This is a genomic window from Chryseobacterium sp. C2(2020) (genome assembly GCF_014218915.1).
Taxonomy (GTDB): Bacteria; Bacteroidota; Bacteroidia; order Flavobacteriales; family Weeksellaceae; genus Chryseobacterium; species Chryseobacterium mucoviscidosis.
In genome coordinates this window covers 40,065-61,121 of record NZ_JACLCT010000025.1, presented here as the reverse complement: position 1 = coordinate 61,121, position 21,057 = coordinate 40,065, and the positions used below count along the sequence as shown (strand labels likewise).

Genomic DNA, 21,057 nt, shown 5'->3' with positions numbered 1-21,057 from the left:
TTTGCCACAGAGATTTGAGAAAAAGATAACGTCTCTTATCTGAATGTTAAATATAAAAAAATATAAAGTTATGTCACTAAGAAACAAAGTTACCCTAATCGGATTTACAGGAAAAGAAGTAGAAATCATCAGCTTCGATAACGGAAATGTAAAGGCTGCCGTTTCCCTTGCAACATCAGATCACTACACCAATGCAAAAGGTGAAAAAGTGGAGGAAACGCAATGGCACAATCTGGTTGCTTTCGGAAAAACCGCTGAAATATTCCAGAAATACGTTCCGAAAGGAAAAGAAATTGCTGTGGAAGGAAAACTTACTTACAGATCATATGACGATAAAGACGGTGTAAAAAGATACATTACAGAAATTCGTGTAGATGAAATTCTTTTGTTGGGAGGAAAATAATCTAAAAATCGTAAGCCATGAAAATAAAAGTTTTTAAAATAGGACTGGATGACAGACATCTTGAAAAAGATCAAAAAACACTGGAAGCATTTCTGGAATCACACGATATCATAAAAGTAGAAACTGCTTTCGTTCAGGACGAAAAATACTGGTCGGTTGTTTTGTATTTTGATGAACTGAAAATCGTTCAGCAAAATGTAGTAAAAGATTCTAAAACGGCAAAATATTCCGCAGAAGATGAAGCCTTAAATAGTGATGAATTAAAAATACTGGAAGCACTGAAATACTGGCGCTCCGAGAAAGCAAAGGAGCAAAATCTGCCAAGCTATTTTATTGCTTCAAACAAAGAACTGATGTCTGTAGCCAAATATAAGCCTGCAAAAAAAGAGGAATTGCGCGATATAAAAGGTTTTGGAAAGCATAAAATAGAGAATTATGGTGAAGAGATTTTGGAAATATTGGAAAGTATATGATCTTCATGTATTTTTAAGTATTTTCAAACCTCACAGGTTTTTTAAAACCTGTGAGGTTTAGTATTATTTTCTGATAAAGTTTAAACGGGTTTATGTGTAGTAAAAGTCCTTTCAATTCCTTATTTTTGCAGCTTATACATATTAATATCATTTATTTATCATAAAATGAAACCAAGTTTAGCAAAAGGGACGAGAGATTTTACGGCACTGGAAGTAGCAAGAAGAAGATATATCATCAATACTTTACAGAAAAACTTCGAGTTATTCGGATTCCAGCCATTGGAAACACCGAGTTTTGAAAATCTTTCAACATTAACGGGAAAATACGGAGAGGAAGGAGATCGCCTGATTTTTAAAATTTTAAATTCGGGAGACTACACTTCCAAAGTAAATCAGGAAGATTGGGAAAATAAAAATCATCAAAAACTGACTTCTCAAATTTCTGATAAAGCCCTTCGTTACGATCTTACGGTACCTTTTGCAAGATTTGTGGCAATGAATCATAATCAGCTTACTTTTCCTTTTAAAAGGTATCAGATTCAACCGGTTTGGAGAGCGGATCGTCCTCAAAAAGGAAGATTCAGAGAGTTTTACCAGTGCGATGCGGATGTTGTAGGAAGCGAAAGTCTTTTGCAGGAAGTAGATCTGGTTCAGTTGTATCTGAAATCTTTCGCGGAGCTTGGAGTTTCTGTAACCATCCACATCAACAACCGTAAAATTCTTTCCGGATTGGCAGAATTTGCTGGAATTACCGATAAATTAATTGATTTCACTGTAGCTTTGGATAAATTAGACAAAATCGGAAAAGACGGTGTTGTAAAAGAATTGCTGGAAAGAGGAATTGCTCAGGAATCGATTGACAAACTGGATTTCCTTTTCAACCAGTCGGATGATGCGCTGGAAAATCTTCTTCAGTTAAAAGAAAAGTTCGCAGGAAATGAAACAGGATTGAATGGGGTAGAAGAGCTTGAATTTGTGATTACACAATCTTTAAATCTTGGAATTGATATTCAAAACCTTGTTTTTGACATTACTTTGGCAAGAGGTCTGGATTATTATACTGGAGCGATTTTCGAAGTAAAAGCAGATGAAGTTCAGATGGGTTCCATCGGCGGCGGCGGAAGATATGATAATCTTACGGAAGTTTTTGGCGTAAAAAATATTCCGGGAATCGGTATTTCTTTTGGTCTGGACAGAATTTATCTTGTCATGGAAGAACTCGGACTTTTCCCTGAAGAAGCTACCTCTAAAGTAGAATTTCTTTTTGCCAATTTCGGAGGAAATGAAACGGTAGAAGCCTTAAAACTGATCAGACAATTGAGAGAAAAAGGAATTTCCGCAGAAATGTATCCCGAAGCGGCAAAGATCAGTAAACAGTTCACCTATGCGGAGAAAAAAGGAATTAAAAATCTGGTATTTTTAGGCGAAGAGGAAATTAAAAACGCAACGGTAACCTATAAAGATCTTGAAGCAGGAGAACAGAAAACGGTTTCTCTGGAAGAGTTTTTGGGATAAAAATAAAATCAGAAAACTAAAAAGCATCATTAATCCTGATGCTTTTTATTTTCAGTTGGTACGATTTAGTTACAAATTTGTATTTTAGAAAATCATAAATTGTTTTATGCTTTTTTTAAACTTTTAAACATGAAAACCAAATGAACAATATTTGTGGATTGTGCGGAACGCCTTTAACATCTATGGATACGCTTTTGGGCGAAAATAAACTGGCGGACAATCATATTCTCTGTAACAAATGCCTGAATGAGGCTTCCAATATCAATAAGGATGTTGTCAATAATCTGCAGCAGTTTTTCCTGCCTGAAATCAGGGGGATTATTTTGCAGGGAAAAATTGGCGAAACTGAAAATTTTGGATCGTCACAAACTTCAAACTTTCAGAGTCCTGAAACACCGTCTTTTGGATTTGGAGGAACAATGACCAGACTTGATGATATTCAGGATCAGATTGTTGCCCTGAATGCGAGGTTAAGCATCTTTGTGAACAGCGAAGTAAAGGAACTCGTTCATATTTTAGAAAATAATGAAAAGTTAACCGCTATTGCAGAAGGTCTTACCATACCTGCAAAAGTGGAGGGACTTTTATTTTCTACGCAGAGAAGAGTTGTTTTTATTGATAAAAAACTTTTTGGAAATGTACAGAAAGACGAATATCTCTTCGAAAATATCCGTTCTGTAGATCATGTGGAAAGTCTTTTGTATTCAACCCTGAAAATTTTCTCTAAGAACGGTTCCGCGGCAGAATTTAAGCTTCATAATAAAAATGACGGAAAGAATTTCTGCAATGCGGTTAATCAATATCTGAATGGTACGACCAGTCAGTCTGCTTCACAACAACAACAACAACAACAACAACAAATTCAGTCTTCGTCTTATAATTTGTACAATATGCCGGTTTCTGAGAATCCTTTTCAAAAGCCTGCCGATTTAAATCCGGTACAGCAAAATTCCGGTGTACCAAAAGAAGCACCTGAAGTTATTTTTGAACAGTTGGAAAAACTTGGAAAACTTCGGGAAATGGGCGTTCTGACGGATCAGGAATTTACAGAACAGAAGAAAAAATTATTAGACCGACTTTAATCTCTGTTTTTTTAGCTAAAAACTTTTGAAAAACTAATTTCGGAATTAACGGCAAAAGGGACAAAAGATAATGTTAAAGCGAATTTCCAGAATAATCAAAGCACTCAAAAGAATAAAAATCAAAGATTTTTAAAAACTATGGTGAGCTTTTTTTATTTATCATGATCAACTTTAAATAAAAAATTGAGTAGATCTTTTGCGTTTAAATAAAAGTTCAAACAGACTTTAAATCAAAAATTAAAAACGGGTTAAATATAATAATACATGACAATGAACGATCATTGCGGATTGTGTGGAAAAAAACTGACTTCAATCGACACGATGTTGGGCGAAAATAAACTGTCTGACGGAAATATCATCTGTAATTCATGCCTTGAAAAAGCGAGTGCGATGAACGAAGAATTGCTTTCGGATCTGCATCGCTTCAGCTTAAAAGATCTTGAAAATCTCCTCCAAAACGGAAAAATTGAAATTGCTCAAGAGGAAATCGTTCAGGAAAATATTGACGAAAATTTACCTTCAATAGCAGATTCAGAACAGAATGCGCTTTCAAAAGATCTTTATAAAAAAAGACTGAAAGAGATAAAAAAGCAACTGGAAAGTTTGAGAGCCAATCTTTCTTTGTTTACAAAAGGAGAAATTAAAGAACTTCCGTATGTTCTTGATCTGGATGAGAAAATTTTAGCGATTATAGATGCTCAGTTCGCCAAGACTACGGATGCGGGAATTTTGCTCGTTACGCCCAAAAGAATCATTTCGGTTTCCAAAGCGATGTTTTCTCCGGCAAAAGTGAATGAATTTCTCAATGATAATATTCTTGAAGTAAGCTTCGTCAAAAACTTTGTGTCGCCGAACATCAGAATTCATACAAAAGAAAAAACGGTTGAGTTTGAATCGTTCTTCAACAAAGATTATGCTCAAGATTTTTACCATTTCATCAGTAAAATATACAACAAAGAAGAAGTTTCCAAAGCCTCATCTCCGGAGCAGAATACTGTTTCCGAAAGCGTTCTGGAACAACTCGAAAAATTAGGACAACTGAGAGAAAACGGTATTTTAACAGAAGAAGAATTTACATCACAAAAGAAAAAACTATTAGAAAAACTATGATAAAAGCAATTTTTTTAAAATATTCAACGGAAAATGGTCTGCGCCGTTTTTTATTTCATGTGTCGGTATTTTTTGCTGGATATGGATGCTTATTTTGCCGGTAAATAAAATCATCTGGAATTTATGCTTCATAACGCCGATAATGGTTGCTTTGGGGCATATTATTTTAGGAATATCAAAAATTTTTAAGAAAAGATTCAAAGAAGGTCTTGTACAGGTCGTTCTTTCGGTCGTCTTTATGTTTATTACGGCTGTTTTCTTTACGGTTCTGCTTCCCAAAAGTCCTTACAAAGAATACAAAGGAGATATTTACAACCCCAATAATGTGAAAGTAGATATGCCTTTAAAACTATCTTTTAGTGACGAAAAGCCATTATTTAAAGTCGATAAACCGGAAATGATTCTTTATGATTATAATCAGCCCGGAACCTATAAATATCAGGTTTTCCTTAATAAAATTGAAAAAGGAACTGTTTATCTGAAAATGTTTGATCTTACCACCAACAGAATTTTATCTGAAAAAGAAATTGCAAAAGATACTAAAGTGAAAGTGGAAAATCCTGGTGATGAACTGAAAGAATTCCCTCTGAGTAAACAGTTTAACGTACAGGAGGGAGATTGGGGAGATTATTACGGAAGCAGGGTGGAAGTGTGGTTTAAGCCGGAAGATGCTTCACAGCCTGAAAGAAAGCTTTTGGTTAAAAACTATGTGATTCAGGGTTGGTAATTTTAATATTTTAAAGCTGATTAAGAAAACTGTTTTAAACTAATTTCAGAATTAACCGCAAAAGGGACAAAAGACTTTAGTGGATGTATGTAAAGTATTTCAAAAGTCTGCAAAGAAAAAAAAACTTTGATTTTTTTTAACTTATGTGCTCTTTTTTCCATTTAGGTATTAAATTTAAATAACTAATGTGTTAAAATCTTTTGTGGTAAAAAAGTTTAAACAGGTTTATCAATAAAACTAAAAAACAATGGAAAATTATTTAGAAATTAATAAAAATTCGTGGAATGCCAAAGTAGAACCTCATCTCAAATCCGACTTCTATTTTGTAGATGAATTTTTGCAGGGAAGAACTTCGTTAAATTCAATTGAATTAGATCTTTTAGGAGATGTAAAAGGTAAAACTATTCTGCATCTTCAGTGTCATTTCGGGCAGGATTCTATTTCGCTGTCGAGAATGGGCGCAAAAGTTACGGGAATCGATTTATCGGATAAAGCCATTGCAGCAGCAAAAGATCTGGCTCAGAAAGCAGGAACCGATACAGAATTTCTCTGCACAGATCTGTACAGTCTTCCCGATGTTCTCGATCATAAATTCGACATTGTTTTTACAAGTTACGGAACAATCGGCTGGCTTCCCGATTTAGGAGAGTGGGCAAAAATCATTACTCGTTTTCTGAAACCGGAAGGGAAATTTGTAATGGCAGAATTTCATCCTGTAGTCTGGATGTACGACGACGATTTTAAAGGCGTACAATACAACTATTTCAACGAAAAACCGATTGTGGAAACCTATGAAGGAACGTATGCAGATCAGTCTGCGGATATTGTTCAGGATTATGTTATGTGGAATCATTCTCTGGCTGAAGTTCTTCAGAATTTAATTAATCAGAATCTTCAGATCAAAAAGTTTCAGGAATTCGACTGGTCGCCGTATCCATGTTTCAGGCACGTTGAAGAATTTGAAAAAGGAAAATGGAGAATTCCTCAGTTCGGAAATAAAATTCCTTTGGTTTTTGCCATTGAAGCACAAAAAAAATCATCGTAATAAAAACTACGATGACTTTCCTGTATATATGAATGTTAAAATAAACTATTTATGGTCTAGCTTACTGCTTCCTGAGCCTTATTCTTAAGATCTTCCGCTTTATCCTGAGCCTGAGAAGCTACGTCGTTGGCTTTATCTTTTACCTGCGAAGCAACGTTGTTGGCTTTATCTTTAAGATCATTTCCCCATTTGTTTAGGTTGTCTTTTGCAGTGTTGATCTTATCTTTCACTATTTGCTTATCTTCTTCAGAAGAATTTTTGTATTTCCAGTATGCAAGTGCTCCTAATCCTAATAACGCTAATAAGCCTTTTGTCTTATTTCCCATGATTTCTATTTTTTTAAGTTAATATTAAAGTTTGATGTTAGTAATCATGTAAAATTTGTGCCAAAAAAATAAATAGACTTATAAAATAATGTTAAATTTAATTGAAAACTTCATAATTTTCTCCGTCAAAACTTGCAAAAACCATAGTAGGATAAGAATCTTGGTGGTATATATTTCCGTTTTTATCAATAGCAATCGCACCTGCAAAGCCATCGATGGTTTTTAATTCGTCGAAAGTTTTTGTAAACGCTTCTTTTATCGTCATACCATCGGTAACTCGGGTTACAATTTTCGTTGCAGTGGCATTGCTTACAATATCTTCACCCACTCCGGTACAGCTTACCGCACAGAAAGAATTTGCATAATTTCCGGCAACTGTTGCCGAATCGGATATCCTTCCCGGGATTTCAAAACCTTTTCCTCCGGTGGAAGTGGCAACGGCTAATTTTCCGTCCTTATCAATCGCTACACAACCTACAGTTCCTTTTCCGCCATTTTCAAGTTTCGCTTCATATTCTCTTCTCCTTTGCGGAATTTCAGTTGAAAAATTCTCGAAACCATGTTTTGTAGCATAATTTTTTGCACCGCTTCCTCCCAAAACCCGATCGTCTTCTTTCATCAGTTCTTTCGCTACAAAAACAGGATTCTTCACATCCTGAATATTGATAACACCGCTTAATTTCTGCGTTGCTCCATCCATAATCGCTGCACTCATCCTGATTACGCCATCGCTTTGGATCTGCGAACCGATTCCTGCATTGTACAGCTCATCATCTTCCAGCAAAGAAACGGCGTAGGCAACGGTATCAAATGCCGAGTTGGATTTTAAATATTCAAATGCTTTCTGAGCAATGCTTTTTAATGAATTCTGTTTGGCTGTTTTTACTTCGTGGCTCTGGTCGCTTTCCGAGAAAAATCCGCCGTGGATGATTATTTTCATATATTCTGATGTCGTTTATATTTTATTTGGAGCTTACTCCCGCTATCCACTGTATCTTTTGGGTTACGGACTCCGCTTCGCAACCCAAAAGGATGCCGTTTCTATCGGGGCTAGGATTTTCCTGCATATTTCAATCGTTCACTGTGCTTTTCACTGTTCACGAATCTTATTTATATTGCAATCCTGAAATTCTTTCTATCCACGATAAAATTAAGCATCAATCCTTATTGAAAATCTTGGATTTTCCTGCGCCTTAAAGATTTGAGACGAATAAAAATCTTGCTTCTTTGCGTTTTCCAACAAGAATATTTTATTTAAAAAAGTTCGTTGTAAATATCTAAAATTGTCACAGGAACAATTTACCATTTACCATTCACATTCTACTTTTCCTGTGGAATCGGATTAAACTGAGAGTTCTCAATCGTCAGCGTTTTTGTCGTAAGATCATAATGATCGTTCATCGACATTACGTGAACCGTTAAATTATCAATAGAAATAGGTTCTCCAAGATTAATATTTGTAAGATTGGTGTCTTTAATAAACCTTCCGTCCACCAGAATCACCAGTCCCGAACCTACCGCAGTCATCACATCATTATGGATGAACAATCCGGTATCTTCTCCCAGACCGATCCCCAGAGTTCTCGGATTGTTTACCACCGCCTGAAAAAGTCTTCCGATTCTTCCTCTCTGTACGAAATGCGTATCGATAATCACGTTATCAATCAGTCCTAAACCCTGAGTGGTTTTAATTTCTCCTTTCAGCAAAGCTTCGGAACTGCTTCCCTGATAAATCATATTCTCCGATGCCGCAGCGGCTCCGGCAGAAGTTCCTGAGTAGATGAAATCCTGTTCCTGATATTTCAGTAAAATGGTATCGTGAAACCTTGTTCCGCCAAGAATTGAAGTCAGTCTCAGCTGATCTCCACCTGTAAACATCACCACATCTGCTGCATTGGCTCTCGCAACAATAGCATCAGAATTCGCTTCCTCACGGTTATGAATATCAAGGATATTTACATTTTTAGCGCCTAAAAACTCGAAGGCTTTTTTATATTCGGAACCTACAATTTGCGGAATCTGAGAGGCAGTGGTGATAATCTCAATAACGGAATTCTCTTTCAATTTAGATTCATTAATAATCTTTCGAAGAATTCCCCTCTCAAAAAAATTCAGGTTTTTTTCTACACTTTGATCAAAATCGGTTTCTGCAAAACTTCCTTTGTTTACAGCACCTCCGATAACAATTAATTTTCCAACAGGTTTCATCATAGGGTGCAAATTTAAAAAATAATTAACATTTGAGAAAGGATTAAGAGGGATTGATAATCAATAAGTGAAAATAAAATTTAAAAAGCAGGTATGGGAAGTGATTGTGAGAATATTTAAGTTTTGCAAAAATTAAAATTGGAGCTTTTTTTAAGCTATCGTGATCTTTTTCTTTTATAATCAGTATTTTGAACAAAAGTTTAACTCATCTTTTTGTTATTTTTGTGGTTGTGTAAAAGAATAGAGTTATTTTTTTAATAAAAGTTCAGCCAATTCCTGTCTTTAATCCCATCAAATAAAAACAATGATGAATTGTTAATTGCAGCCATTGAGCCGAATCTTAAATTCAATATACATTTTACACAGTAAATTTCTAAACCAGATCACCAATGTTTCACCCTCATCATTTATTAAAGTCCCTGTTTTTATTCTTAAGTTTTTTCTCCCATGCCCAGATTTCCGTAAGCGGAAATTTTTCTATGAAACCTGATTCTTATGAAGCCATGGTTATTGACAGCAGTTATCAGAATATTTACTATAAAGCAGAATTTGTTAAAGATCCCAAAAAGAAAAAACTGGAAACAACCTGTGTTTTGCAGATAGGAAAGAAATTTTCTAAATTTTCAGATTTTAATGTATTGCGCAAAGATTCTTTAATGGAAAAATACAGTCATTTGGAGAAAATAGGAGCTAAAGAATTAGGTCAGTCCCTTAATTTAGCGGAAAAATGGAGAAGTATTTTAATTAAAAATTTTCAGGAAAATAACATTACGGTACAGGATAAAACAAATATTACGTACCAATATGAAGAAAAACAGCCCGCTCTCGACTGGAAACTTGAAAACGAGACCAGAGAAATCCTTGGGTATATATGCCATAAAGCCACTACGAAGTATCGGGGAAGAAAATATACAGCATGGTATTGCAAAGAAATTCCCATTAACAACGGTCCTTACATTTTTCAGAATCTTCCCGGTTTAATTTTAGAATTGGAAGACAGCGACAATAATTTTCATTTTACAGCCATTGCAATGGATAAAAAGGTAAATGCAGTCTATCTGAGAAATGAAAAAAGGATTCTTCATATAACCCGAGAGCAGTTTAGAAAAGCATTGCAAACATATCATGACAGTCCCGGCTTTTTTCATGGAAAAGCGTATAACGAAGATGGCAGCCAGATCGCTGTAAAATCTCCTCCTCTTCCGTATAATCCCATCGAATTGGAATAAGTTTCAGCGGAGGATAAAAGGCATTGTCTCTACAGAAAACAGCAGTTTTCCAAGCGTAAAAACAGATTGATCTTTCTGAAATAGATTTCAGCTTAAAGGTAAACGCAATTCATCCCACAGAGAACAGCATTTTGATGGACGAAAAACCCTGTTGATCTTTGTGTGCAGTCATTTTGTCCGGAGTCTCCAAATAATTACCCTGCAAACCAAAGGTTTTGACCTGATGAAAAATCTCATTCACTCTAGTTTACAAGTTATTCAATAAATAATTAACTTATTGACTTATCTCTTTTACTAATAAACGTTTCGACATGTTCAGGCTGACAATGTTTAAACATTGCGGTTGGTATTCGAGGTGTCATCCTGAGCTTGGCGAAGGCTCTCTGTTAGAAAACGCTTGCTAATTTTTAATACCATGAAGAACAAATTTTTTCTAACCCATATTTTTTATTTGCTTACCATGAGTAAGGATGATTCTCTTTGGCAGATACTATTATTGCTTAGTTTTCAATGATTTGGAGATATACTGAAAAAGTGAAATAAATATCATTATTGAAAAATATGTTTAACTATATATTGAATTTGTAATAAAAATTATTATATTAGTATTAAATTAAAAACCAATAACCATGTATATCAAACAGGAAGAATATCTTCCGCTGGCAAAAGACCTTATCGCCAGTTTCAGCAGAGACCTTTTGCTTTTTGCAGAGGAAGATCACAATTATACGCAGGCATATAAAGATGCTTTTCAGTCGAAAATTAAAGAAGTAGAGCAGAAAGAAGCCAGTAATACAGCTTTGGTGCAGCAGAAACAGGCTACTCAGGCTCTGTATCTGTTAGGAGAAGATCTGAAAAACCTCTTAAAAGTTTAAGAATACGCATTGAAAGAGCTGGAATTCCCACTAACCTCACCACACAGATTCTGACGGATATTAAGAAACGTAATTTTGAAGGAGTAGGCAGCAAGCTTACAGATCTTATTTCATTAGTCAATGCCCATCTTACGCTTTTACAGGATAAAGGAATGAAAAGTACGATACCTCAGGATTTGCAGGATTTTCAACTGGCTATTGCCGCAAAAGCCGATGAGCAGACCCAGTTAATGAAAAAGGTAGCAGGAATCATCGGCACTCAAAAAGAACTCTACGACGGCTTATACAAATATATTTCTGAGATCTGCGAAGATGGCAAATTAATCTTCGAAGGACAGCAAAAAGCCGATGAATATATCATCAAAAGAATGCTCGCCAAGCTGCATGTGGATAAGGTGAAAAGTGGGGAGGGGAATTTAGGTTCGTAAAATTTATTGATCAGAAATTATGGAAATCCGAATGTCTAATAGGAATTTTGAGAATAAAATATTGAAAAACTTTTAATTATTATAAAAATGGAAAAGTTGAATTTTAAAAAAATAGTTATTATATCATCTATCTTTTTGATTATTATATTATCAGTTATCTTATTTCCTTTATTATATTCTAAAAATTGGGTTGAGAGAGGGCAGATTGGAGATACTTTCAATATTATAAGTTCATTCTCTACTTTAATAGCATGTATAATTGGCTTAATTACTTTTATTTTTTATAGTCAGGAATTAATAGAACAAAAAAAAGAAATAGATTTCACCTCAAAACGACAAAATGAAATTGAAAAAAGCTTACATGATATCTCATTAACTTTAAAAAACAATACTATAGATTCGAGAAAAAATTTAGAAGTAAAATCTTATTTGAATATTATTGAAATGAAGAGGAACCAAATTCAAGAAGCAAAATTAAATGGGTTAACTAACACAACAATTTCTAATCTAGAAATAGAATTAAATGAAAATATATCAAAACTTGAAAACCTTTTAAAATCAATATAATTATGTATTTACTTAATAGACAACAATTAATTAGACATGCAGAAGACACAACGTCTAACTATTTAACAATTTATAATTTTCTAAAGAAAAATCTTCAACACACATCATATTATTATAGACTTGGAGATATACTTACGAAATTGTTAATAGTCCTGATGACAAAGAAATTAAAAAACTAACTAAATTAAAACCGATATTAACAATCGAACCTAATCAGTATATACTTGTTAGATCAGAAGAAATTTTTAGATTGAGTGATAAACTAAAAGCAATGGTTGGTAGTTGTGGTGAATCAGTACAGAATGGATTAATTATAAATCATAGTCCATTTATAGATCCTTTATATGATGGATATTTAGAAGTTGGAATAAAGAATGTTTTAAATGTTTCAGTTCATATAAAAATGTTAGATATAATTGGGAAATTATCATTTTTTGACATTTCAGATACATACCCTATTGAAATTGTTCCAAAATCAATACAAGCAGAAAAATTTGCAATTCGCTCAAATTATGAGTATTCAGATGATGGAATTAAATATCCAGATGAAGAAGATGATAGTGAAATTTATAAGAAGAAAAGATGGAATAGATAAAAATTGCCATCAACAAGTAATTGTCAGCAGCGGAGCTGAAAGATTACGATTGAGAATTTGTGCAGAGTTTAGCACCAGTAATTCTATTTAACATTTGTGCAAAAAATCCCCATATTCGCCAATACTTAGACCATTGGCAGCAATCTTTAAACTAAAAGAAATGATGGAAAGTCTTATAATTGAATCAACAGATCTCGTAACCAGTGAGAAAATTACTGAATCTGCATTAAGAGATCCTGATTTCAGTAATCGGGAAGGTTATAATATCAATTTTCTTAATACAAGTTTGCCTTTACCTATGGTAGATGATAACTTAAGATATCAAATAGCAATTAACCAGCAGCCCAGCAAAAATGGGAAATTATTTCTTGACTACACAAACTTTAGTGTGTTGTTCAACAAAGATAAAAAGCTGCCATTTTATTCTGCAGTTAATATTGAAGGTAAGAGTAACGAAATAGCAAGAGTTCATGATGAACGTGGCAGTAACCCTTGGCGTATAGATAATCGCCTTAAAGTGAATGGCAACAATTTTCAATTTACTAACGACGACTATGCAAACTCTGGTTTTCAACGCGGTCACATGGTTAGATTTTATGACCCAGCATGGGGCAAAACAGAGGATAAAAGAAAAATAGCAATGGGAGATACTTTCCATTTCACAAATTGCTGTCCTCAAGTTGGAAAATTCAATGCTGGCTTATGGAATGACTTGGAAGATTACTATATGGCACGTAGTATTTTTCAAGATAATAAAATTTCCGTTTTTACTGGTCCGATTTTTAATAAAGCAAAACTCATAAACGACTTGTTAGTTCCTTTAAACTTTTGGAAAGTAATCGTTTATAATAAAGGAAATGAAATTGAAGCAATTGGATTTTTGATTAGTCACGAAATTGCAATGCAAAAAATGCTGGATGAAGTAATGTCATTGGAAGTAAAGCGTGTCGATCCATCCTTAAAAGCAGAGGATATTGAGAGGCTCTTCAATAAAAAGGATTTAAAAAAATGGACAGTAAAAATTAAGCTTATTGAGGAAAAGACAGGAATAAAATTTGGACTCAATGATGTAGATATCAATAGAAATGAAAGGCTTTTATTTTATGCAAATACAAACCATATTAATCACTTACATCTTGCTACAGAATTTGACGAATTCATTGCTAAAAATGAAACAAGTGACTTAATAAATGAAGTTAAAAGAATGAAACAGTTAATGAGATATAACAGATTTGTAAATGAACAGCAGAAAAGAAGCGTTGATTATACCAAGTTTATTCAAAACATATAAAAAATATACTACTTGTAGTCGTAGCTTGCAAAAAGTGTGGAAGAAGTGCTTCTATCAAAGATTAGTGTAAGATTCAACTTTAGTAATTCTATTGAATTTTTCGTAGTAACAATTATGACGGAACAATTGACTTTATCGCAGCTTCGTTTTTTGACATTAGAAAGTCAGGGATTAACAAAGCCATACAAACTATTCTATGGATTTAAAAACAGAATCGTTTTTCCATAATTATTTTATGGCAGATTGGTTCAGCTATTAAACGTTTTTAGAATACCTTTATTTAATTTTTTACAGAAAGTTTGTTTAAACTCATTTTAAATTTAACCGCGAAAGAAATAAAAGACTTTATTGGATGTATGTAAAGTATTTCAAAAGTCTGCAAAGAGAAAAAATCTTTGATTTTTTTTAAACTTATCTGCTCTTTCTTTTCATTTAAGGATTAAACTTAAACAACTAAAGTGTTACAATCTTTTGCGGCAAAAAAATTTAGACAAGTTTAGATGTAAACAGCTAACATAAAACGGTTGTTACTAATCCTTATTAAACAATCTTTAATGACGGCAGACATCCAACAAGGTTTCAATTGTATTGATCTTTATTCCTGAGATTTTGAAATTTTTAATATTTTTTATTCATTTTTTACTAAATGTTTAACTGTGGTATAGTTTCGTTTCGGGTTTTACATTATCTTTGATTTTAAATGGAGTTATTGTTAACAAAAAAAATGCAAATAGACTATGAAAATTGAGAAGATACAGGCGTTACGGGGACCAAACATTTGGAGCATCAGAAGAAAGAAGCTGATACAGATGAGATTGGATCTCGAACAAATGGAAAATTTCCCAACCAATAAAATTGACGGTTTCAGAGAAAGAATAGAAAAACTGATTCCCTCTTTGTTCTCTCACAGATGTTCCGAAGGAGTAGAAGGCGGTTTTTTTCACCGTATCGAAACGGGAACATGGATGGGACACGTTATTGAGCATATCGCGTTGGAAATCCAGACTTTAGCCGGAATGGACGTCGGTTTCGGAAGAACGCGTGAAACAAAAACTCCGGGAGTGTACAATGTCGTATTTAACTATATCGAAGAAAATGCAGGAATTTATGCTGCAGAAGAATCTGTAAAAATTGCTGAAGCTTTAATAAAAGGGGAAGAATATGACTTAAATGGCTGTATAAAAAAACTGAAAGAAATCAGGGAAAGAGTGCGTCTCGGTCCTTCAACAGGAAGTATCGTGGAAGAAGCCGTTTCCCGAAGAATTCCATGGATCCGTCTGGGAACCAACTCTTTGGTTCAGTTGGGTTATGGCGTGAATCAACAGAGATTTCAGGCGACTATTACAGGAAATACAAGTTCAATCGCGGTAGATATTGCCTGTAATAAAGAATTAACCAAAAAAATGCTCCATGATGCGGCAATTCCGGTTCCTATCGGAGATTTGATAGTTGATGAAGAAGGATTGAACAGTGTCATTAGAAAAATTGGCTATCCTGTCGTTATCAAACCACTGGACGGAAACCACGGAAAAGGTTCTTCAATTAATGTAAACGACTGGGAATCTGCAAAAATAGGTCTTGAACACGCTCAGAAATATTCAAGAAAAGTTATTGTTGAGAAATACATTACAGGATACGATTTCAGGGTTTTGGTCATCAACAATAAGATGGTTGCCGCTGCAAGAAGAGTCCCAGCTCACGTTGTAGGAGATGGAGAACTGAATCTTCAGCAATTAATTGATAAAGAAAATAAAGATCCGAGAAGAGGTTACGGACACGAAAATGTTTTAACCGAAATCCTAATTGATAAAGATACTACCGAGCTTCTTGAAAAACTTCAGTATACTCTGGAAACCGTTCCGCAGAAAGGAGAAGTGGTTTATCTGAAATCAACCGCCAATCTCTCTACGGGAGGAACTTCTATTGATGTTACCGATATGGTACATCCGGAAAACATTACCATGGCTGAAAGGATTTCAAAAATCATCGGTCTTGATGTCTGCGGAATTGATATTATGGCTGAAAATTTAACCCAGCCTTTAAAAGAAAGCGGAGGTGCCATCATTGAAGTAAATGCAGCTCCCGGATTCAGAATGCACTTGGCTCCAAGTGAAGGGTTGCCGAGAAACGTTGCGGCTCCCGTCGTAGATATGCTGTATCCACAGGGAAAACCTTTTACGATCCCAATTATTGCCGTAACGGGAACCAATGGTAAAACAACCACAACAAGATTAATTTCGCATATTGTTAAAAGCAACGGTTACAGAGTAGGTTTCACCACATCGGACGGAATTTATATTCAAAACACGATGTTAACGAAAGGAGATACAACAGGACCTCTTTCCGCTGAATTTATCCTGAAAGATCCAACCGTAGAATTTGCCGTTCTGGAAACTGCAAGAGGCGGAATTTTACGTTCCGGTTTAGGATTTTCTCAGTGCGATATCGGTGTTTTAACCAATATCAAGGAAGACCATTTGGGAATGAACGATATTCATAACCTGAAAGATCTTACCCGAGTAAAAAGGGTAGTGCTGGACAGCGTGAAGAAAAACGGATGGAGCGTGATGAATGCCGATGACGAATATTCCATGAGAATCGTGAACGATCTTCATTCCAATGTAGCTATTTTTAGTATGGATGAGAACAATCCGCACATCAGGAAATTTGCAAAAGAAGGAAAGATTACCTGCGTGTATGAAGAAGGATTTGTAACGATTAAAAAAGGAGACTGGAAGATCAGGATCGGAAAGGCTAAAGATTTCCCGATCACGATGGAAGGAAAGGCTAAATTCATGATCGAAAACGTTCTCGCAGCAAGTTTGGCATCTTATCTTTATGGTTTCGGGATCGAGGATATTTCGAATTCTTTAAGAACATTTATACCAAGCGCACAGCTTACTCCGGGAAGATTGAACGTATTTAAATTCAAAAGCTTTAAAGTGCTGATCGATTTTGCGCATAATCCTGCAGGGTATGAGGCAATTGAAGATTATCTTAAAAATGTAGAAGCAACGAAGAAAATAGGGATTATTTCTGGGGTAGGAGACAGAAGAGATAACGACATTAAAGAGTGCGGAAAAATTGCAGGAAGAATGTTCGATCACATTATCATCCGAAACGAAAAACACCTTCGCGGAAGAACCGAGGATGAAATCAACGGTTTAATTATCGAAGGAATGCAGTCTTCCGGAAGAGATGTGAGCTATGAGATTATACCAAAAGAAATTGAAGCTCTGAAACACGCCATGGGAATGGCAGAAGAAGGAACCTTCATTACCGCTTTAAGTGATGTAATTTCCAATGCGATTGATCTGGTTCAGGAATATCAGGCAAGAGAATTGCTTGAAGATGATAAAATATAATGTAAATACAGTTTAAAAGTTTCGGCGGCATCGAAGATGCCGCCGAAACTATATCTTGAAGTCAAAAACAATTATTGAGTAACTTTTAGAATTCCGTAATTTTTAGGTTCAATTTTTTCATTAAAAGTATCATAAGAATCTGCTCTCCATTGATTTTCGTGATATATAAATGATAAAAATTCAACCCAGTATTTATTTCTTTGGAAATTGATTTGCAGATTGTCTCCATCTTTTGGTTCATAGTCAAAATCAAAACAGTTTTTATTATTGAGTTGATCCAGTACAAACTCTTCAGTAAGGAATTGACCAATCTTTCCACTTGGCATATTTAAAAGTCCCATAATACCAGTATTGTCTTTAAAACCGGCAAATTCATATAAAATCCAGCTAAATGGTTCCTTGGATTGCAGCAGTTTTTTATTGTGAAACTTTTCTAATCTCTTATGAATATTTATTAATTCATGATCTTTAATTTCCAGACAAGTACAGAATTTCAAATTATTACTAACTTCACACATCTTTCGTTTTAATATCTATTCCTCTGCAAAAAACGCATTTGAACTTCCGATCCAGATCGCATCCTTTTTATTGAAATCTACATTTACCATGGCAGCTTTCGTCATTCTGCCCAGATTTTCCAGTAGAATAGGACGTTCGTCATTTTCGCGCCAGATATACAGTAATCTGATCTCTGCTTTTGAAAACTCTCCGTTGATATCTTCAAAAATCGGCTCATAGTTTACCTTTCTCTGCAAAATATAGTTTTCTTTATCCTCAATAGCATCAGTAATTTCCTTTGTCGGATTTAAATTGACTCCGCTTCCTGCAAAAGAAAATAAAGGTTTTAAAACGAAATTTTCAAGGCTTTCGCTTTCCGGAAATTCATGCAGGAAATAACTTTTCGGAACAAATTGATGCTGTAAAAGTGGAAGGAGGAATTTAGAAATTTTAAAAAACCAGTTCGGATGCGTAACCCAGGTTACATCAACATCTTCACGGAAATCAAATTCAGTTTTCAGATCCGGAATTCTGTCTAATTCGTCAAAAATAACACGGTTGTAAATTCTTCTGATCTCCGTTAGTTTTCCATCGTTTTCGTAGAATAGTTTTCTTCCTTCTTTTTTCACTTTGGTTAAACAAACCGTTTTTATTCCCAGTAATTTTTCAGTCAGAACAAAATCAATGGCAGTTTTTTGCTTTTCAGGATAAATTTCAAGAAGAATTACATTTTCAGGATTTTCATCACCCAGAAGTAAATCCTTCATGTAATTTTTAAAATCATCATGAGGCATTTTATTTTGCAGCTCCGAAAGAAAAGGGTAGACATCACAGAATGTCTGCTCAAAAACCTTCTGAAATGCATACAAAGAAGGGAAAGCCTGAAGTTCGATCAACTGAGGTTCAATCTCGCCGTTTTCACTCTTGCAGATCCCGAAATCTATGGTGAAAAAGTGAGGTTGCTTCGTGTCATTGGGAACTCTGCAGTTATCAGGAATCGCTTTTTGTAGAGTTTCTTCAGGAAGATTCTTAATCTGGCTGATAATGCTCTCGCTGGCGTCAATAAGTTTAGATTCAAATTCTTTTGTCAGAAATAAAGGACTTTCGGAAATTCTGAATCCGGTTTCCAGACCACTTTTCTGTTCTAAAATTTCTTTAAACTGATTGTATTTTTCCTGAGAAAATTCCTGATTAAATTGCTTTCTGTATTTTAGAATCATAATTCTTTTTCTTTTTGTGATTTAAAAAATCGGACAGTTTCTGTGTCCGATTTTTGTATTGATATTTTCGTTTTATTAAAAATTTAAGCCATTGCTTCTGCCTGCTTCAAAACGTTTTTTTTTGCAAACTGTAAGAATCTCGGCAGAATCTGAGCCTGAGTAAGGATGATTTTATCTTCATCATCCATTCTGTCCACGGTTTCAAGATACTTTTCCATTCCGAAATTTTCAATCATCGCCTGCTTGTTCTTTTCGTCTTTCAGATTTTCAATCATGCCTGCAGGATTTGCTTCCGGATGAAACTGTGTTCCGAATATTTCCTCCGAAAAACGAATCGCCATTACCGCTCTTTCAAGGTTAATGTGTGGGCGGAATTTTTCAATAGCCACGATTTTCATACCCAGTTCCTCAAAACGGTCATGATCCGGTTCAATAAACTGATACGCTCTGGAATCTACTGCATAGAAAGGATCGGGAAGGTTTTTAAATAAAAATTCCTGTTCTCCTTCCTCGGTTTTATGAACCGGCATTACTCCGAAAGAATACGATTTCCTTTTGCAGATATTTCCAAGTTTCCAGTGAATACTTGCCAACTGAAAAGAATGACAGATCAGAAACAGATACTTTTTGTCGTCGCTGTACCGGTTATGTTCAAAAACATTATCCAGAAACTGAGCAAATTTATCCTCCCATTCAATACCTTCTCTGTGCGGATCTCCGGGACCGCCTGAAGAAATAAATATGTCGAAATCCTCAACATTGGGCATTTCGTTTTTAAATCTCACATCAAATGTTTCAATGCTTACGTTTTCCTGAATACAGCTCTTTTTAAATGCTTCGGAAATTTCTTTAATATTTTTAAAACCCTGATTCACATGATTGTTGTTCATGTCCAGCAAAGCAATTCGAATATCATTCATACGACTTCATATTTTTTACAAAGTTACCAAAAAAATTATGAAGCGGTTTCTCCGTGTGTGATGCCGTACTCAGTTTCCGAGATCATATAATCCACAACTTTGGTAAGGTCTCCGGTTTCATTGAAGACTTTTAGCTGTCGGTCTGCTCCGGTTCCGTTTTCAAGAATGGTCCATGCATATTCAACCTCTTTTCTGCATCCTAATTCGTCCACCACATCATCAATAAACTCAAGAAGTTCCTTTAAGAGATCAGGATATGGAACAGATTCTTCTTTTCCGAAATCAATTAAGTGAGCTTCAATTCCACTTTTGGAAGCACGCCATTTGTTTTCATTTAGCAATAATCTTCTGTAGCTTCTGAAACTTAAATTCTGCTGATGAAGTTTGTAGATTTTTGCAACCAAAGCCTGCATTATGGCAGCCAGACAAACGGTTTCATCAATTCTCATCGGCATATCGCAGATTCTGAATTCGATTGTAGGGTAGAACGGGTGAACTCTGAGATCCCACCATATTTTTTTAGCATTATCAATGGTTCCTGTCTTTACCAAAAGGTCTACATAACTGTCAAATTCAGCTAAAGAATTGAAAAAACTCGGAATTCCGGTTCTTGGGAATTTTACAAAAATTTCCTGTCGGTAAGACTTAAAACCTGTATTTCTTCCGATCCAGAAAGGAGAATTCGTTGATAGTGCATAAACGTGCGGAAGGAAATATCTCATCACATTCTGTATTCTTACGCCTTCTTCGCGATTTGGGATTCCGATATGGACGTGAAGCCCGAAAATTAAATTCCCTCTCGCCACATCACCCATGTCGTCTACAATTTTAATGTAACGCTCTCCGTTTGTAATGGTGTTGTGTTCCCAGTTGGAGAAAGGGTGCGTTCCGCCGCCGGAAACCCGAAGTCCCTGTTCATGGGCGGTTTTTATAAGATGTCTTCTTAAATTCGTTAATTCGGCTTTTGCCTCCTGAATATTCTGGCAGATGCCTGTCTCCATTTCAATCATGGATTCATGCATTTCATGCTTTAAATTTTCACTTAAAACAGCTTTTCCGCCTTCAATAATTTTCGAAACATGAGAGACCAGATCCCGGCTCTCAACATCAATAATCTGATATTCTTCTTCGATTCCAATAGTAAATTGATGCATTTTTTTTCGTGCTTTTTGTTGATATT

General features: G+C 35.0%; 21 protein-coding genes. 14 read left to right on the top strand and 7 right to left on the bottom strand.

Annotation, left to right across the window (positions count from 1 at the left end; genetic code table 11):
• The first annotated feature begins 70 nt into the window (after positions 1–70).
• The 7 genes from H6W52_RS14465 (at position 71) to H6W52_RS14435 (ending at position 6,355) form a co-directional block, all read left to right on the top strand.
• The gene (locus H6W52_RS14465; protein ID WP_116098901.1) at positions 71–403 is read left to right on the top strand and encodes a single-stranded DNA-binding protein; all 333 of its coding nucleotides are present in this window, start codon (positions 71–73) and stop codon (positions 401–403) included.
• A 17-nt stretch (positions 404–420) separates the two neighbouring features.
• Positions 421–876: an HRDC domain-containing protein gene (locus tag H6W52_RS14460; protein WP_108410902.1), complete on the top strand. Its 456-nt coding sequence runs from the start codon at positions 421–423 to the stop codon at positions 874–876.
• Positions 877–1,041: 165 nt separating this feature from the next.
• On the top strand, positions 1,042–2,391 hold the full coding sequence (gene hisS, locus H6W52_RS14455; RefSeq protein WP_116098857.1) for a histidine--tRNA ligase: 1,350 nt from the start codon (positions 1,042–1,044) through the stop codon (positions 2,389–2,391).
• 140 nt (positions 2,392–2,531) lie between these two features.
• Entirely contained in the window at positions 2,532–3,473 is a 942-nt protein-coding gene (locus tag H6W52_RS14450) for a PH domain-containing protein (protein ID WP_116098858.1), read from the top strand.
• 270 nt (positions 3,474–3,743) lie between these two features.
• A complete protein-coding gene (locus tag H6W52_RS14445) occupies positions 3,744–4,583 on the top strand; it encodes a PH domain-containing protein (protein WP_185216764.1) in 840 nt (279 codons plus the stop codon).
• 142 nt (positions 4,584–4,725) lie between these two features.
• Entirely contained in the window at positions 4,726–5,310 is a 585-nt protein-coding gene (locus H6W52_RS14440) for a hypothetical protein (RefSeq protein WP_123891986.1), read from the top strand.
• 247 nt (positions 5,311–5,557) lie between these two features.
• Positions 5,558–6,355, top strand: a complete 798-nt coding sequence (locus tag H6W52_RS14435; protein ID WP_116098861.1) for a class I SAM-dependent methyltransferase — start codon at positions 5,558–5,560, stop codon at positions 6,353–6,355.
• A gap of 56 nt (positions 6,356–6,411) precedes the next feature.
• Here H6W52_RS14435 and H6W52_RS14430 read toward each other — a convergent pair whose 3' ends face one another.
• The 3 genes from H6W52_RS14430 to H6W52_RS14420 form a co-directional block, all read right to left on the bottom strand.
• Entirely contained in the window at positions 6,412–6,681 is a 270-nt protein-coding gene (locus tag H6W52_RS14430) for a YtxH domain-containing protein (protein WP_076390001.1), read from the bottom strand.
• Between the two features lie 97 nt (positions 6,682–6,778).
• Entirely contained in the window at positions 6,779–7,621 is an 843-nt protein-coding gene (locus tag H6W52_RS14425) for an isoaspartyl peptidase/L-asparaginase (protein WP_116098862.1), read from the bottom strand.
• Between the two features lie 380 nt (positions 7,622–8,001).
• The gene (locus H6W52_RS14420; RefSeq protein WP_116098902.1) at positions 8,002–8,889 is read right to left on the bottom strand and encodes a cyanophycinase; all 888 of its coding nucleotides are present in this window, start codon (positions 8,887–8,889) and stop codon (positions 8,002–8,004) included.
• A gap of 389 nt (positions 8,890–9,278) precedes the next feature.
• Here H6W52_RS14420 and H6W52_RS14415 point away from each other — a divergent pair, with 389 nt between their 5' ends.
• The 7 genes from H6W52_RS14415 (at position 9,279) to cphA (ending at position 17,239) form a co-directional block, all read left to right on the top strand.
• On the top strand, positions 9,279–10,118 hold the full coding sequence (locus tag H6W52_RS14415) for a GLPGLI family protein (RefSeq protein WP_116098863.1): 840 nt from the start codon (positions 9,279–9,281) through the stop codon (positions 10,116–10,118).
• Positions 10,119–10,747: 629 nt separating this feature from the next.
• Entirely contained in the window at positions 10,748–10,993 is a 246-nt protein-coding gene (locus tag H6W52_RS14410; protein WP_116098864.1) for a hypothetical protein, read from the top strand.
• A 152-nt stretch (positions 10,994–11,145) separates the two neighbouring features.
• Positions 11,146–11,421, top strand: a complete 276-nt coding sequence (locus H6W52_RS14405; RefSeq protein ID WP_116098865.1) for a hypothetical protein — start codon at positions 11,146–11,148, stop codon at positions 11,419–11,421.
• A gap of 87 nt (positions 11,422–11,508) precedes the next feature.
• Entirely contained in the window at positions 11,509–11,988 is a 480-nt protein-coding gene (locus tag H6W52_RS14400; protein WP_185216763.1) for a hypothetical protein, read from the top strand.
• A 139-nt stretch (positions 11,989–12,127) separates the two neighbouring features.
• Positions 12,128–12,583: a dCTP deaminase domain-containing protein gene (locus H6W52_RS14395; RefSeq protein ID WP_410500333.1), complete on the top strand. Its 456-nt coding sequence runs from the start codon at positions 12,128–12,130 to the stop codon at positions 12,581–12,583.
• 133 nt (positions 12,584–12,716) lie between these two features.
• The gene (locus H6W52_RS14390; RefSeq protein WP_116098868.1) at positions 12,717–13,874 is read left to right on the top strand and encodes a DNA/RNA non-specific endonuclease; all 1,158 of its coding nucleotides are present in this window, start codon (positions 12,717–12,719) and stop codon (positions 13,872–13,874) included.
• 737 nt (positions 13,875–14,611) lie between these two features.
• A complete protein-coding gene (gene cphA, locus H6W52_RS14385) occupies positions 14,612–17,239 on the top strand; it encodes a cyanophycin synthetase (protein ID WP_185216760.1) in 2,628 nt (875 codons plus the stop codon).
• Positions 17,240–17,310: 71 nt separating this feature from the next.
• Here cphA and H6W52_RS14380 read toward each other — a convergent pair whose 3' ends face one another.
• The 4 genes from H6W52_RS14380 to H6W52_RS14365 form a co-directional block, all read right to left on the bottom strand.
• Positions 17,311–17,757 carry a hypothetical protein gene (locus H6W52_RS14380; RefSeq protein ID WP_116098870.1) on the bottom strand — a complete coding sequence of 149 codons (447 nt, stop codon included), beginning with the start codon at positions 17,755–17,757 and terminating at the stop codon, positions 17,311–17,313.
• 15 nt (positions 17,758–17,772) lie between these two features.
• Entirely contained in the window at positions 17,773–18,957 is a 1,185-nt protein-coding gene (locus tag H6W52_RS14375; RefSeq protein WP_116098871.1) for a hypothetical protein, read from the bottom strand.
• Between the two features lie 83 nt (positions 18,958–19,040).
• Positions 19,041–19,877, bottom strand: coding sequence for a type 1 glutamine amidotransferase (locus tag H6W52_RS14370; protein ID WP_116098872.1), 837 nt, complete (start codon positions 19,875–19,877; stop codon positions 19,041–19,043).
• A gap of 35 nt (positions 19,878–19,912) precedes the next feature.
• Positions 19,913–21,031, bottom strand: coding sequence for a carboxylate-amine ligase (locus H6W52_RS14365; RefSeq protein ID WP_076390024.1), 1,119 nt, complete (start codon positions 21,029–21,031; stop codon positions 19,913–19,915).
• Positions 21,032–21,057 lie beyond the last annotated feature (26 nt).

Excerpts from the sequence above, each read along its gene's own strand:
- H6W52_RS14420 (WP_116098902.1), bottom strand. The coding sequence starts at position 8,889 with ATGAAACCTGTTGGAAAATTAATTGTTATCGGAGGTGCTGTAAACAAA.
- H6W52_RS14450 (WP_116098858.1), top strand. The coding sequence starts at position 2,532 with ATGAACAATATTTGTGGATTGTGCGGAACGCCTTTAACATCTATGGAT.
- H6W52_RS14400 (WP_185216763.1), top strand. The coding sequence starts at position 11,509 with ATGGAAAAGTTGAATTTTAAAAAAATAGTTATTATATCATCTATCTTT.
- H6W52_RS14410 (WP_116098864.1), top strand. The coding sequence starts at position 10,748 with ATGTATATCAAACAGGAAGAATATCTTCCGCTGGCAAAAGACCTTATC.
- H6W52_RS14405 (WP_116098865.1), top strand. The coding sequence starts at position 11,146 with ATGAAAAGTACGATACCTCAGGATTTGCAGGATTTTCAACTGGCTATT.
- H6W52_RS14365 (WP_076390024.1), bottom strand. The coding sequence starts at position 21,031 with ATGCATCAATTTACTATTGGAATCGAAGAAGAATATCAGATTATTGAT.
- H6W52_RS14460 (WP_108410902.1), top strand. The coding sequence starts at position 421 with ATGAAAATAAAAGTTTTTAAAATAGGACTGGATGACAGACATCTTGAA.
- hisS (WP_116098857.1), top strand. The coding sequence starts at position 1,042 with ATGAAACCAAGTTTAGCAAAAGGGACGAGAGATTTTACGGCACTGGAA.
- H6W52_RS14440 (WP_123891986.1), top strand. The coding sequence starts at position 4,726 with ATGGTTGCTTTGGGGCATATTATTTTAGGAATATCAAAAATTTTTAAG.
- H6W52_RS14435 (WP_116098861.1), top strand. The coding sequence starts at position 5,558 with ATGGAAAATTATTTAGAAATTAATAAAAATTCGTGGAATGCCAAAGTA.
- cphA (WP_185216760.1), top strand. The coding sequence starts at position 14,612 with ATGAAAATTGAGAAGATACAGGCGTTACGGGGACCAAACATTTGGAGC.
- H6W52_RS14465 (WP_116098901.1), top strand. The coding sequence starts at position 71 with ATGTCACTAAGAAACAAAGTTACCCTAATCGGATTTACAGGAAAAGAA.
- H6W52_RS14425 (WP_116098862.1), bottom strand. The coding sequence starts at position 7,621 with ATGAAAATAATCATCCACGGCGGATTTTTCTCGGAAAGCGACCAGAGC.
- H6W52_RS14415 (WP_116098863.1), top strand. The coding sequence starts at position 9,279 with ATGTTTCACCCTCATCATTTATTAAAGTCCCTGTTTTTATTCTTAAGT.
- H6W52_RS14375 (WP_116098871.1), bottom strand. The coding sequence starts at position 18,957 with ATGATTCTAAAATACAGAAAGCAATTTAATCAGGAATTTTCTCAGGAA.
- H6W52_RS14370 (WP_116098872.1), bottom strand. The coding sequence starts at position 19,877 with ATGAATGATATTCGAATTGCTTTGCTGGACATGAACAACAATCATGTG.
- H6W52_RS14430 (WP_076390001.1), bottom strand. The coding sequence starts at position 6,681 with ATGGGAAATAAGACAAAAGGCTTATTAGCGTTATTAGGATTAGGAGCA.
- H6W52_RS14380 (WP_116098870.1), bottom strand. The coding sequence starts at position 17,757 with ATGTGTGAAGTTAGTAATAATTTGAAATTCTGTACTTGTCTGGAAATT.
- H6W52_RS14445 (WP_185216764.1), top strand. The coding sequence starts at position 3,744 with ATGAACGATCATTGCGGATTGTGTGGAAAAAAACTGACTTCAATCGAC.